Consider the following 12,567-nt stretch of genomic DNA (forward strand, 5'->3'; position numbering starts at 1 on the left):
GTTAGCTTTCGCGGAAGGCCCGCGCGAAATAGTCGGCAACCGGCTTGACCAGATAGGCGATAGGGGTGCGATCTCCAGTTTTGATGTAGGCCTCGACCGGCATTCCGGGAATGAGCACAGTGCCCTGTGCCAGCTTGTCCACCTCGCCATCATTCAAAACGATTTCGGCGCGATAATAGCTCTGGCCCGTAACCTCATCCTCGAAGGCATCCGCCGAGATCTGGACCACCTGTCCATAGAGTTCAGGCGTTGTCCGCTGATCGAGTGCGGACAAGCGCAGCGTCACATCCTGCCCGGCGACCAGCTGGTCGATGTGGATCAGATCAACCCGCGCGGCAATCACCAGTGGACGATCCTGTGGGACCAGAAACATCACCGGTTCGGCGGCCCGGATCACCGAGCGGGGGGTGCGCACTTGCATGTCGTAGATCACACCCGAGACCGGCGCTCGGATATTGAGCCGGTCAATCTCTTCCTGCAGGGCATTGCGCTGCTCCATCAGTTCGAGCTCGCGCGCCCGCAGATCGCGCAGTTGGGTGATCGCTTCCTCGCGGGTGCCGGTGGATAGTCGCAGGCGCTGGATGTCGATCTCGGTGATGCGGCCTTCAGCCTGGGCTTTGGACGCGGCCAATTCGCCCAGCTGGCCATTCAATCGCGCCGATTCCCTCTGCAGACTGAGGACGGTCCCCGCCTGTGTCAGTTGACGTTCCAGGAGGGATTGCTGATTGGCCAACTCCTCTTCGATCAGCGCAAGCTGTTGAGACAGCGACACCTGTTGCGCCTCTATCCCTTCGATCTGGCTGCGGATTTGCCCCGACTGTTTGGAGAGCTGCTCGGTCTCCTGCGCCACGGACAAGCGCCTTGCATTGAAGAGGTTCCGCTGTCCATCGACCAATTCCTGTACATCGGTATCGGCCTGTCCCGCAGCGACGAGTTCCTGATCAAAGTCGATTGCGTCGGCTTCGTCCCGCTCCGCTTCCAGCCGGCCCCTGCGCGCCATAAGCTCGAACAACTGATCTTCGACAATTGTCAGGCGCGAGATCAGCTGCGCGCCGTCGAGTTTCAGCAGGAGATCGCCGGCATCCACGGCGTCCCCCTCATCCACAAGGATTTCCGCGACGGTCCCGCCGGTTTCGTGCTGAACGATCTGTCGGTTGCGGTCGACTTCGAAACGACCCGAGGAAACCACCGCACCCGAGATCTGTGTCATCGCGGCCCAGGCCCCGAAGCCTCCCACGAGGACAAAGAGCCCGAGAAAGCCGAGGAACAGCGGCTTGCGCGCCGACCATTTCGCCACGTCGCTCATGTCACACCTCCTGCACCGGCCGGGGCCTGTTTGATCTGCTTGTGGTTCTTGACCATCCCGGCGAGCACCTCGTCTTTGGGCCCGAAGGCAAGCCGCATCCCGCCGTCGAGCACCAGCAACATATCGCATTCCTGAATGGCCGCAGGCCGGTGCGCCATGATCAGCACCGAGCTGCCATTTTTCTTCAGCGCCCGGATCGCTGAGTTCAATGCGAGGCTGCCTTCGTTGTCCAGATTTGAATTGGGCTCGTCGAGCACAACCAGAACCGGATCGCGATAAAGCGCGCGCGCCAACCCGATGCGCTGCATCTGGCCGCCTGACAGGCGCGACTGCCCTGAGGTGATGATGGTGTCATAGCCATTCGGCAAGTCGAGGATCATCTGATGCGCCGCCGCTTTCTTCGCCGCGATCACGACTTTCTCGGGATCAGGTGTTGCCTCGAGTCGGGCGATGTTCTCGGCAATTGTCCCATCAAAGAGCTGCACCCGCTGCGGCAGATAGCCGATGTGCTGGCCCAGAACATGTGGCGCATACTGATCCAGGGTCGCCCCATCAAGCCGGATCGACCCTGCCGTCGGCGCCCAGACACCGGTGAGTGCGCGCGCCAGCGTCGACTTTCCCGCACCAGACGGCCCGATCACACCAATCGCCTGCCCCGGTTTCACATCGAAGGTCAGCGATTTCAGCGAAGCCTGCCGCTCGCCCGGCGGCACAACGCTGAGCAGTTTCACGGCCAACTTCGCCTTGGGTTTCGGCAGCGGCGTCTTGTCCTTTTCTTCCGGAACAGCGCCCAGAAGCTCGCTGAGGCTGTCCCAACCTTTGAACGCACGCTGCACCACAGGCCACTGGTTCAACGCAAGCTCTACCGGTGCCAGCGCGCGGCCCAGAAGGATTGAACCCGCAATCATTGCCCCGGCGGTCATCTCGTTTTGCAGCACAAGGTACGCGCCGATCCCCAGCATCGCCGATTGCAGTAAAAGTCGCAGGGATTTCGTTAACGACGAGAAGAGCCCGGTCACATCGGTGGCCTGCACTTGCCGCCCGAGCGACTGGCCGCGCGCGGTCTGCCAGCGTGCGAAGGCCGCATCACGCATGCCCATCGCCTGTACCATCTCGGATTCCGTGCGGATCTGGTCGGACATCAAGGTGGCGACATGGCCCGCATGGGTCGCGCTGGCCTGCGGCTCACGCGAGAGTAACTGGTTGGCCAGCGCGATGATGATCAGGACGGCGGCGCCACAGACCGCGAAGTACCCCAAAATCGGGTGAAAAATGAAAATGCCTGCGAAGAAGACCGGCGTCCACGGCATGTCGAAGGCGGCCATCAGCACGGGCGAGGTCATCAGACGTTGCACCGCTTCGAGATCGGCCAAGCCGGTCTGAGATTTCACATCGGGTGCCACGACTGATTTGCGAACCACGGCATCGAACACGCGGCGGTCGAGATCGGCCTGAAACCGCGCCCCCACACGCGCCATGATCCGACCTCGGGTGTAGTCGAGCAGACCCATGATGCCGTACATGAAGATCACGATCATCGACAGCGCGATCAGTGTCTCTTCCGAGCCAGAGCCGAGCACGCGATCATAGACCTGCAGCATGTAAAGCGGCCCGGTCAGCATCAGCAGGTTGGCAAAGAGGCTGAACAGCGCCACGGCCCAATAGAGCGACCGGCTGCGTCTGCGGACGCGTCGTAACTCCTTGCGTCCGGTCTTCGTGTAAGAAGTCTGCATCGCTCTGTTCCGTCTCTCGTCTATTCGGCGGCGTGTGCTGCGCACCCGGGCCACTGCCGCTCAAACGTGCCTGTACCGGCGCCGTCTCGGTAACTCGGTAGGCGACGATCCATCACAGCCATACGCGCGCCTTGAAAGTCATCGGTGATAGAAAATCAATGGCTGATTCAGGCCCTCACCCTTAGCGCAATTGGGGCTTCATATCAAAGCCCCGCTGCGCGGCAAGTGTGGCTCGGGCCTTTGGGCATTCTGCTGCCGCCGGGCCTGCGCGGACCTTTGCCGGTCAGGTCACGCGATTTGCCGTGCGATAGACCGGGTTATCCCAGAGTCCCTCATCGATCACCTCGGCGAGGATATTGACCGCAGCCATGACATCGTCCGTATCGATGTAGAGCGGTGTGAAGCCAAACCGCATCACGTTCGGCGCGCGGAAATCACCGATCACGCCCCGGTCGATCAGCGCCTGCATCGCGGCATACCCATGCTCGAAGGCAAAGGACACCTGCGAGCCGCGAACAGCTCCATCGCGCGGGCTGACGAGTACGAGCGGAGGGCAGCGCGCCTCCACTTCCCGGATGAAGAGCTCCGACAGCTCAAGCGAGGCGGCGCGAATATCCGACATCTCGACATCATCCCAGAGGCGCAGAGCCTCTTCGAGCGCCGACATTTGCAGCACCGGCGGGGTGCCGACCCGCATCCGCTCGATCGACGGCGCGGGGGTATAGGTCGTGTCGAAGGCAAAAGGCGCGCTGTGGCCCAGCCAACCGGACAGCGCGGGTTCGGTCTCTTCCGTGAGATCCGGGCGGACATAGATGAACGCTGGCGCGCCGGGACCACCGTTGAGGTATTTATAGGTGCAGCCCACTGCAAGCTCACAACCCGATCCGGTCAGATCGACTTCCAGCGCTCCGGCGCTGTGGGCGAGATCCCAGATCATCACCGCACCCGCGCCCTGTGCCTTGGCGGTCAGGTCGCGCATATCGTGCTTGCGCCCGGTGCGATAATCCACCTCGGTTAGCATCACCGCCGCAACCTCCTCCGTAATCGCATCGGAGACATCCTCGGGCGCAATCGTGCGCAGCTCATAACCTGCCTCCTTGAGACGAATGAGCCCTTCGGCCATGTAGAGATCGGTGGGGAAATTGCCGGTGTCGGACAGGATCACCTTGCGGCCCGGTCGCATCGCCAGGGCAGCCGACAGCGCCTGAAACACCTTGATCGAGAGGGTGTCGCCCATGACAACGCTGCCCTCGGGTGCGCCAATCAACCGAGCTACCATGTTGCCAACGCGCGCGGGCTGCTCCATCCATCCACAGCTGTTCCAACCCCGGATCAGGGCCTGACCCCATTCCTCTACCACCGTGTTCTGCACCTTCTCTGACACGCCCTTGGGCAGCGGACCCAGGGAATTGCCATCGAGATAGATCACGCCCTCGGGCAGATCGAAGAGGTGTTTCTTGGGCAGGCTCATCACAATCCTCCACGCAGGTGCCACAGTTCCGGGAAGAGCTCGACCTCCAGCATCCGTCGCAGGTATTTGACACCGCTCGTCCCGCCAGTCCCCCGCTTGAACCCGATGATCCGCTCGACCGTGGTGACATGGTTGAACCGCCATCGCCGAAAGTAGTCTTCAAGATCAACCAGTTTCTCGGCCAGATCATAGAGCGTCCAATGCGCCTGCGGGTCTTTATAGACCCGCGTCCAGGCCTCGATGACCTCCTGGTCGGCGGTATGTGGCGTCTCCATCCGGAAGATGGCCGGGTCGAATGTGGTGTCAAGCTCGTGCTCAAGCAGGCGCAGAGCCACGTGATACAGCGAGGGCAGCGTCAGCTCGTACTCCAGCATGCGGTGCAACTCTTTGCGGTGTTCGTGCACCTTCATCATCGCCCGATTGCGATTGCCCAGGATGAACTCGATCAACCGATACTGATGCGACTGGAACCCGGACGACTGGCCTAGATCTTCGCGGAACGCGGTGTAGTCGCTCGGCGTCATGGTCCGCAGCACATCCCACGCACTGTTGAGCTGTTCGAAGATGCGCGCCACGCGGGACAGCATCTTGAACACCTCCTGCGTCCGGCCTTGCAGCATCAGAGCCCGCGCCGAGCTCAACTCGTGCAGGACCAGCCGCATCCACAACTCCGAGGTCTGGTGCTGGACGATGAACAGCATCTCGTCATGCGCGTTTGACAGCGGTTTGGCCGCAGCCAGCAGACCATCCATGCCGAGATAGTCGCCATAGCTCATGTCGGTGGAGAACGACATCTTGGCGCCATCGTCTTCAGGGTCGTAGGCGTCGGTCATGAGCGGGCCTTTCGTTAGCGCAGGATCACACTGCGCATCTAACCAGAAGTGGTAGGTCTCTGCCCAATTTATTTCAAGCTTAAAATTTCAGACTTGAAATATCTGAACGTGCCGCCTACCCTTCCGTCAATGGTCTCAGACAGAAAGGGATGGTCATGCGTGTCGCATGTCTCGGCGGTGGACCCGCGGGCCTCTATTTCGCGATATCGCTGAAATTGCGCCAGCCGGAGGCGGATGTCACGGTGTTTGAGCGCAACAAGCCCGATGACACCTTTGGTTGGGGCGTTGTACTCTCGGACGAGACGCGCGACAACCTGATGCAGAACGATCCCGCCAGCGCCGAAACCATCCGCGACCACTTCGCCTATTGGGACGACATCGCGGTCTACTATCGCGGCGACAAACAGCTTTCGACAGGGCATGGGTTCTGCGGGATCGGGCGCAAGCGGCTGCTCATTCTATTGCAGGCGCGGGCGCGCGAACTGGGCGTGACGCTGGTGTTCGAACATACGGTGGAGAGCGTCGCGGACTTTGCCAAAGGCTATGACCTCGTGGTGGCCTCCGATGGCCTGAACTCCGTCGCGCGGACCGAGTTTGCGGATCACTTCAAGCCCAACATCGACATGCGCGCCTGTAAGTTCGTCTGGCTGGGCACGCGCCAGAAGTTCGACGATGCCTTCACGTTCATTTTCGAAGAGACCGACAAGGGCTGGCTCTGGGCGCACGCCTATCAGTTCGACGCTGAGACAGCGACCTTCATCGTTGAGACAGATGAGGCAACCTGGCAGGCCTACGGCTTCGGTGAGATGAGCCAGCAGGAGAGCATCGCCGTCTGCGAGGAGGTCTTCAAGGACTACCTCGGCGGCCATGCGCTGATGACGAACGCAAACCACATCCGCGGCTCCGCCTGGATCAACTTCCCGCGCGTGCTCTGCGAGACCTGGAGCCACGGGAACATCGTGCTCATGGGGGACGCATCGGCTTCTGCGCATTTCTCCATCGGCTCGGGCACCAAGCTTGCACTCGAAAGCGCCATTGCGCTCGCCGATTACGTGACCACCAAGGACACGCTGGCCGAGGCTTTCGCGCTCTATCAGGAGGAACGCCGGGTGGAGGTGCTGCGGCTGCAATCGGCAGCCCGCAATTCACTGGAATGGTTCGAGGACGTGCGCCGCTATCTCGGCCTCGATCCGGTCCAGTTCAACTATTCCCTGCTCACCCGCAGCCAGAGGATCAGCCACGAGAACCTGCGCCTCCGCGACCCCGCATGGCTGGAAGGGGCCGAGCGCTGGTTCCAGACGCAAGCGGGCGGCCCGGAAAGGCCGGTGCGCGCGCCAATGTTCGCGCCGTTCAAACTGCGTGACATGGCCCTGGAAAACCGCGTCGTCGTCTCACCCATGGCGCAATACAAGGCCGTCGATGGCTGCCCGACCGACTGGCACTTCGTGCACTACGCCGAGCGCGCCAAGGGCGGCGCCGGGCTGGTCTACACCGAGATGACCTGCGTCAGCACCGAAGGCCGGATCACGCCCGGATGCCCCGGCCTCTACTCGCCCGAACACGAGGTGGCCTGGCGCCGCCTCACGGACTTCGTGCATACCGAAACATCCGCGAAAATCTGCTGCCAGATTGGCCATTCAGGCCGGAAGGGCTCCACAAATCTGGGTTGGGAGGGCATGGACACGCCCCTGAAAAGTGGAAACTGGGACCTGATCTCAGCCTCCGCTATTTCCTGGTCACCGGACAACGCCACTCCCCGCGCCATGACCCGCGCGGATATGGACAGCGTCACAGCGGAGTTCGTCGGAGCTGCCGAGATGACCGACCGCGCAGGCTTCGACATGATCGAACTGCACGCAGCGCATGGTTACCTCATTTCGTCCTTCATCTCGCCTGTGTCGAACCAGCGCAATGACGCCTATGGCGGCAGCCTCGAGAATCGTTTGCGCTATCCACTGGAGGTCTTCGCCGCCATGCGCGCTGCCTGGCCTGCCGAAAAGCCAATGTCAGTGCGCATCTCCGCGAACGATTGGGTGGGCGATGACGGTGTCACCCCGGAGGAGGCTGTCGAGATTGCCAAGGCCTTCGCGAAAGCTGGCGCGGACATCATCGACGTCTCCGCCGGGCAAACCTCGACCGACGCCCAGCCGGTCTATGGCCGCATGTTCCAGACCCCCTTTTCGGACCGGATCCGCAACGAAGCGGGCATTTCCACGATGGCGGTCGGCAATATCTACGAACCTGATCACGTGAATTCGATCCTCATGGCCGGGCGCGCCGATCTGGTCTGTCTCGCACGCCCGCATCTCGCCAACCCATACTGGACCCTGCACGCCGGCGCCGAGATCGGCGACCGGGCACAGGCTTGGCCTTTGCCCTATGAAGCCGGGCGCGACCAGCTGTGGCGTCTTGCCGATCGCGAAGCCGAAGCGGTGAGTGCGGTATGAGGCGGGTTCTTGTCACAGGTGGCGGATCGGGCATCGGGCGCGGGATCGCGCGGGCTTTTGCCGAGCAGGGCGATGACGTCACGATTGTCGGGCGCCGGGAAGACGCGCTGTGCGAAACGGATGCGGGCCGTGGCATGACGTGTGCCATAGCCGATGTCACGGATGAGGACGCGGTGGACGCACTCTTTGCGAGCCCCTTCGACGTGGTGATTGCAAATGCGGGGACGGGGCGGGCCAGCCCACTTGCCGAGGTGAGCCTGGAAGAATGGAACACCACCCTCTCCGTGAATCTGACCGGCACCTTTCTGAGCTTCCGCGCCGCCCTGCGCGGCATGCCAAAGGGCGGCCGCCTAATCGCCATCGCGTCGACCCAGGCACTCAAGGGCGGCAGCCGCATTGCCGCCTATGCGGCATCAAAACATGGGGTACTTGGGCTGGTCCGGTCGGTGGCGCATGAGGTCGCGAAGAAAGACATCACCTGCAACGCCATCTGCCCTGGGTTCGTCGACACACCAATGGCCGAGGCCGCGGTGCAAAGCGTCATGAAAGGCCGCAGCATCGATGAGGCGGCCGCACGTGATATGGTGGTGTCCAACAACCCGATTGGCCGGCTGATCAGCACCGAGGAGGTCGCCGCCGCCGCGCTCTACCTCGCGTCGCCCGGGGCCGCGATGGTGAACGGCCACGCTCTGGCTCTCTCGGGAGGAGAGATATGACCCCTGCGACACAGACGCAAAGCGATCCGACCTCGAAGACGCATCTGCGGCTTTGGCTACGTTTGCTGAAGATCAACAGGCTGGTGGAGGCGGAACTGCGCGAGCGGCTGCGGCTGAACTTCGGCACGACCCTGCCGCGGTTCGACGTGATGTCCGCGCTCTATCGCAATCCGGAAGGTATGAAGATGAGCGAGCTGTCGCGGATGCTCATGGTCTCCAATGGAAATGTGACCGGCATAGTTGATCGGTTGACGGAAGATGGACTCATGCTGCGCGAGGCTGTACCGGGTGACCGGCGCGCCGCCCGTGTCCGTCTGACCCGCAGCGGCATCGCCGAATTCGAGCGACAAGCCGCCGCCCATGAGACGTGGGTGAGCGAGCTTCTGGGCGGATTGGGGCCAGACGAGACGCAGCGCGTGGCCGATCATCTGGGCATGGCCCTAACGCTCGATCCGGGGGAGCGCGACGATGCGTAAGGCCCCCCAGCATTTCCAATGTCAGATCAAGGACCGCATCGCGACCATCGCCCTCGACCGGCCCGAACGGAAGAACCCCCTGACCTTCAACAGCTATGCCGAACTGCGCAATTGGTTCCGCGATCTGGTCTATGCGGACGATGTCGACGTCGTCGTCTTTGCATCGAACGGCGGCAATTTCAGTTCCGGCGGCGATGTGCATGACATCATTGGCCCGCTCACACAGATGAACATGAAGGAGCTACTGGCCTTCACGCGGATGACCGGCGATCTGGTCAAGGCGATGGTGAATTGCGGCAAGCCCGTGATCGCGGCCATTGACGGCATCTGCGTCGGAGCTGGGGCCATCATCGCCATGGCCTCCGATCTTCGGATCGCGACGCCCGAGGCCAAGACGGCGTTTCTTTTCACCCGCGTCGGCCTTGCGGGCTGCGATATGGGCGCCTGCGCGATCCTGCCGCGGATCATTGGGCAGGGCCGTGCCGCGGAGCTCCTCTATACCGGGCGCTCCATGAGCGCGGAGGAAGGTCTCGCCTGGGGGTTCCACAATCGCGTCGTTCCGGCCGAGGCTTTGACGGAAGAAGCGCAGGCTCTGGCAGCGCGGATCGCGGCGGGCCCGAACTTCGCACATATGATGACAAAGACGATGCTGGCGCAGGAATGGTCCATGTCCATCGAACAGGCCATCGAGGCCGAGGCGCAGGCACAGGCGATCTGCATGCAGACCGGCGACTTTGAACGGGCCTATACCGCGTTCGTTGCCAAGGAAAAACCGGTGTTCGAGGGGGATTGATGGCAGACACAAGCTTCCTCAGCTGGCCGTTTTTCGAGGACCGCCATCGTGCCTTGGCCAAAGACCTGGACGCCTGGGCAACTACGGCTTTGGCCGATATCGATCATGGCGACACCGATGCCGCTTGCCGGTCGCTCGCCGCGATGCTGGGGGAAGCGGGTTGGCTGGAACATGCCACGATTGATCCTGCAAACAACGCGCCACTCGACGTCCGCAGCCTGTGTCTGATCCGCGAGACACTGGCGCGCCACGATGGGCTGTCCGATTTCGCTTTTGCGATGCAGGGCTTGGGCACCGGAGCGATTTCGCTGTTCGGCACGCAAGCACAGAAAGACGAATGGCTGCCCGAGGTGCGCCACGGCGACGCCCTCGCCGCCTTTGCGCTGACCGAACCGGCCTCCGGCTCTGATGTGGCCAACGCCAGGATGACCGCCATCAGTCAGGGTGATGAGTATGTGTTGAAGGGTGAAAAGACCTGGATCTCCAACGGCGGTATCGCGGATGTCTACACCGTTTTCGCCCGCACCGGCGACGCGCCGGGCGCTCGGGGCCTCTCAGCCTTCGTAGTGCCCGCGGATCTTCCGGGATTCGAGGTCACCGACCGCCTGGAGGTCATGGCACCGCACCCGCTCGCCACCTTGCGCTTTGACGACGTCCGCATCCCCGCCTCCTCCCGCATCGGCGAGAGCGGCGCAGGCTTCAAAATCGCCATGTCGGTGTTGGATGTCTTTCGCTCGTCCGTCGCAGCGGCCGCGCTTGGCTTTGCGCGCCGCGCGCTTGATGAGGCGCTTAGCCGGACGGCGGAACGGCAGGTCCAAGGCGCACCGCTCTTCGATCTGCAGATGGTGCAGGGACACATTGCAGATATGGCGCTGGATATCGATGCGAGCGCCTTACTGGTCTACCGCGCCGCTTGGGCGAAGGACAGCGGCGCGCCGCGGGTGACACGCGAGGCTGCAATGGCCAAGCTTTTTTCGACCGATCAGGCGCAGCAAGTGATCGACCGTGCGGTGCAGTTGCACGGCGGTGACGGCGTGCGCAAAGGCCAGAAAGTCGAAGAACTTTATCGCGATATCAGAGCCTTACGTATCTACGAAGGCGCCTCCGACGTGCAGCGCGTGGTGATCGCGCGGCAGGTCATGGCCGCGCATCAGGGAGGGTAGGCCATGCTGGGACACAGCGGACATGTCGACACTTTCGCACGGGACAACCTTCCGCCCGCCGACATGCAGCCGGAGTTCCTGCTGGATGGATTTGACTATCCTGAGATGCTCAACGCCGCGGTCGAACTGACCGACGCGATAGTCGCCAGGGGTATGGGGGACAATACGGCGCTGATCGGCAATGGGCGTAGGCGAACCTACAAGGAGCTCAGCGACTGGACCAACCGCCTCGCCCATGCACTTGTGGATGATCTGAAGATCAGGCCCGGCAACCGCGTGCTGATCCGCTCGGCAAACAACCCGGCCATGGTGGCCTGTTGGCTCGCGGCGACCAAGGCCGGCGCGGTCGTCGTGAACACCATGCCAATGCTGCGTGCCGGCGAGTTGAACCAGATCGTTGGAAAGGCGCGGGTCACCCATGCGCTGTGCGATACGCGGCTGATGGACGAGATGGTGGCCTGCGCCAAGTCGTCCGACGTTTTGAAGGTCGTGGTGGGCTTCGACGGTACCTCGAACCACGACGCTGAACTGGACAGGTTGGCGCTTGAGAAACCCGTTCAGTTCCAGGCAGTTGAGACGGGTCGGGATGACGTGGCGCTTTTGGGGTTCACCTCGGGCACCACGGGTGATCCCAAGGCCACGATGCATTTTCACCGGGATTTACTGATCATCGCCGATGGCTATGCGCGCGAAGTTTTGGGCGTCGTCCCGGAGGATATCTTTGTGGGATCACCGCCGCTGGCCTTCACCTTCGGGCTTGGGGGGCTGGCGATTTTCCCACTGCGATTTGGCGCCGCGGCAACCTTGCTCGAAACGGCATCACCACCAAATATGATTGAAATTATAGAGAAATATCGTGCGACAGTGTGCTTCACCGCTCCCACAGCCTACCGCGCGATGATGCGGGCGATGGACGCGGGCGCCGATCTGTCCAGCCTGCGCGCCGCAGTCTCTGCGGGTGAAACGCTCCCCGGGCCAGTCTATGAAGAGTGGATGGCCAAGACCGGAAAGCCGATGTTGGACGGCATTGGCGCGACCGAGATGCTGCACATCTTCATCTCTAACCGGTTCGATGATCACAAACCGGCCTGCACCGGCAAACCTGTCACAGGTTACCAGGCGCGTCTCATTGACGACAGCGGAGAAGAGGTACCAGTTGGCACATCTGGGCGCCTGGCCGTTCGAGGGCCTACCGGCTGCCGCTACCTCGCGGATGACCGGCAGGCCAGCTATGTGAAGGACGGGTGGAACATCACCGGCGACACCTTCGTCATGGATGCGGACGGCTATCTGCATTTTGCGGCGCGCAATGACGACATGATCGTTTCGTCGGGCTATAACATCGCGGGCCCCGAGGTCGAAGCGGCGCTGCTCGCCCATGAGGTCGTTGTCGAATGCGGCGTGATTGGTGTGCCGGATGAGGAGCGCGGACATATCGTTGAAGCGCATGTGGTGCTGGCCGAAGGCGTCGCGCCAGATGAGGGCACCGCCCAGATGCTGCAGGACCACGTCAAGGCGACAATCGCACCGTACAAGTACCCGAGATCGATCCGCTTCATCGCAGAGCTACCAAAGACGCAGACGGGCAAGATCCAGCGCTTCCGATTGCGACGCGATGTGTAAGTCACT

10 protein-coding genes are annotated in these 12,567 nt (G+C 62.2%); 6 read left to right on the forward strand and 4 right to left on the reverse strand.

From position 1 onward, the window contains the following. Window position 1: 1 nt before the first annotated feature. From ACVC7O_RS20835 to ACVC7O_RS20850, 4 genes are all read right to left on the reverse strand, one after another. Window positions 2–1,306, reverse strand: a complete 1,305-nt coding sequence (locus ACVC7O_RS20835; RefSeq protein ID WP_458324021.1) for an HlyD family type I secretion periplasmic adaptor subunit — start codon at window positions 1,304–1,306, stop codon at window positions 2–4. Continuing rightward, a complete protein-coding gene (locus ACVC7O_RS20840; RefSeq protein WP_458324022.1) occupies window positions 1,303–3,039 on the reverse strand; it encodes a type I secretion system permease/ATPase in 1,737 nt (578 codons plus the stop codon). Before ACVC7O_RS20840 ends, ACVC7O_RS20835 begins: the two co-directional genes overlap by 4 nt. Window positions 3,040–3,322: 283 nt before the next feature. Then, window positions 3,323–4,510, reverse strand: a complete 1,188-nt coding sequence (gene kynU / locus ACVC7O_RS20845; RefSeq protein WP_458324023.1) for a kynureninase — start codon at window positions 4,508–4,510, stop codon at window positions 3,323–3,325. After that, window positions 4,510–5,343 (reverse strand): tryptophan 2,3-dioxygenase, encoded by an 834-nt coding sequence (locus ACVC7O_RS20850; RefSeq protein ID WP_458324024.1) that lies wholly within the window; start codon window positions 5,341–5,343, stop codon window positions 4,510–4,512. Before ACVC7O_RS20850 ends, kynU begins: the two co-directional genes overlap by 1 nt. A gap of 155 nt (window positions 5,344–5,498) precedes the next feature. On the opposite strand from ACVC7O_RS20850, the gene ACVC7O_RS20855 reads away from it, so the two are divergent. The 6 genes from ACVC7O_RS20855 to ACVC7O_RS20880 are packed head-to-tail and all read left to right on the forward strand — an operon-like array spanning window position 5,499 to window position 12,561. Further along, window positions 5,499–7,790, forward strand: a complete 2,292-nt coding sequence (locus ACVC7O_RS20855) for a bifunctional salicylyl-CoA 5-hydroxylase/oxidoreductase (RefSeq protein ID WP_458324025.1) — start codon at window positions 5,499–5,501, stop codon at window positions 7,788–7,790. Continuing rightward, on the forward strand, window positions 7,787–8,506 hold the full coding sequence (locus ACVC7O_RS20860; protein WP_458324026.1) for an SDR family NAD(P)-dependent oxidoreductase: 720 nt from the start codon (window positions 7,787–7,789) through the stop codon (window positions 8,504–8,506). Before ACVC7O_RS20855 ends, ACVC7O_RS20860 begins: the two co-directional genes overlap by 4 nt. Further along, the gene (locus ACVC7O_RS20865) at window positions 8,503–8,982 is read left to right on the forward strand and encodes a MarR family winged helix-turn-helix transcriptional regulator (RefSeq protein ID WP_458324027.1); all 480 of its coding nucleotides are present in this window, start codon (window positions 8,503–8,505) and stop codon (window positions 8,980–8,982) included. The genes ACVC7O_RS20860 and ACVC7O_RS20865 overlap by 4 nt, the downstream gene beginning before the upstream one ends. After that, complete coding sequence (locus ACVC7O_RS20870) at window positions 8,975–9,775, forward strand: enoyl-CoA hydratase family protein (protein WP_458324028.1); 801 nt, start codon at window positions 8,975–8,977, stop codon at window positions 9,773–9,775. The genes ACVC7O_RS20865 and ACVC7O_RS20870 overlap by 8 nt, the downstream gene beginning before the upstream one ends. Beyond that, window positions 9,775–10,938 (forward strand): acyl-CoA dehydrogenase family protein, encoded by a 1,164-nt coding sequence (locus ACVC7O_RS20875; protein WP_458324029.1) that lies wholly within the window; start codon window positions 9,775–9,777, stop codon window positions 10,936–10,938. Before ACVC7O_RS20870 ends, ACVC7O_RS20875 begins: the two co-directional genes overlap by 1 nt. A gap of 3 nt (window positions 10,939–10,941) precedes the next feature. After that, window positions 10,942–12,561 carry an AMP-binding protein gene (locus ACVC7O_RS20880; RefSeq protein WP_458324030.1) on the forward strand — a complete coding sequence of 540 codons (1,620 nt, stop codon included), beginning with the start codon at window positions 10,942–10,944 and terminating at the stop codon, window positions 12,559–12,561. The last annotated feature ends 6 nt before the right edge of the window (window positions 12,562–12,567 follow it).

It is taken from the genome of Roseobacter cerffii, assembly GCF_054226325.1.

Bases quoted from the DNA above. Each gene is read 5' to 3' on its own strand.
- ACVC7O_RS20855 (WP_458324025.1), top strand. From the start codon at position 5,499: ATGCGTGTCGCATGTCTCGGCGGTGGACCCGCGGGCCTCTATTTCGCG.
- ACVC7O_RS20835 (WP_458324021.1), bottom strand. From the start codon at position 1,306: ATGAGCGACGTGGCGAAATGGTCGGCGCGCAAGCCGCTGTTCCTCGGC.
- ACVC7O_RS20870 (WP_458324028.1), top strand. From the start codon at position 8,975: ATGCGTAAGGCCCCCCAGCATTTCCAATGTCAGATCAAGGACCGCATC.
- ACVC7O_RS20840 (WP_458324022.1), bottom strand. From the start codon at position 3,039: ATGCAGACTTCTTACACGAAGACCGGACGCAAGGAGTTACGACGCGTC.
- kynU (WP_458324023.1), bottom strand. From the start codon at position 4,510: ATGAGCCTGCCCAAGAAACACCTCTTCGATCTGCCCGAGGGCGTGATC.
- ACVC7O_RS20880 (WP_458324030.1), top strand. From the start codon at position 10,942: ATGCTGGGACACAGCGGACATGTCGACACTTTCGCACGGGACAACCTT.
- ACVC7O_RS20860 (WP_458324026.1), top strand. From the start codon at position 7,787: ATGAGGCGGGTTCTTGTCACAGGTGGCGGATCGGGCATCGGGCGCGGG.
- ACVC7O_RS20865 (WP_458324027.1), top strand. From the start codon at position 8,503: ATGACCCCTGCGACACAGACGCAAAGCGATCCGACCTCGAAGACGCAT.
- ACVC7O_RS20875 (WP_458324029.1), top strand. From the start codon at position 9,775: ATGGCAGACACAAGCTTCCTCAGCTGGCCGTTTTTCGAGGACCGCCAT.
- ACVC7O_RS20850 (WP_458324024.1), bottom strand. From the start codon at position 5,343: ATGACCGACGCCTACGACCCTGAAGACGATGGCGCCAAGATGTCGTTC.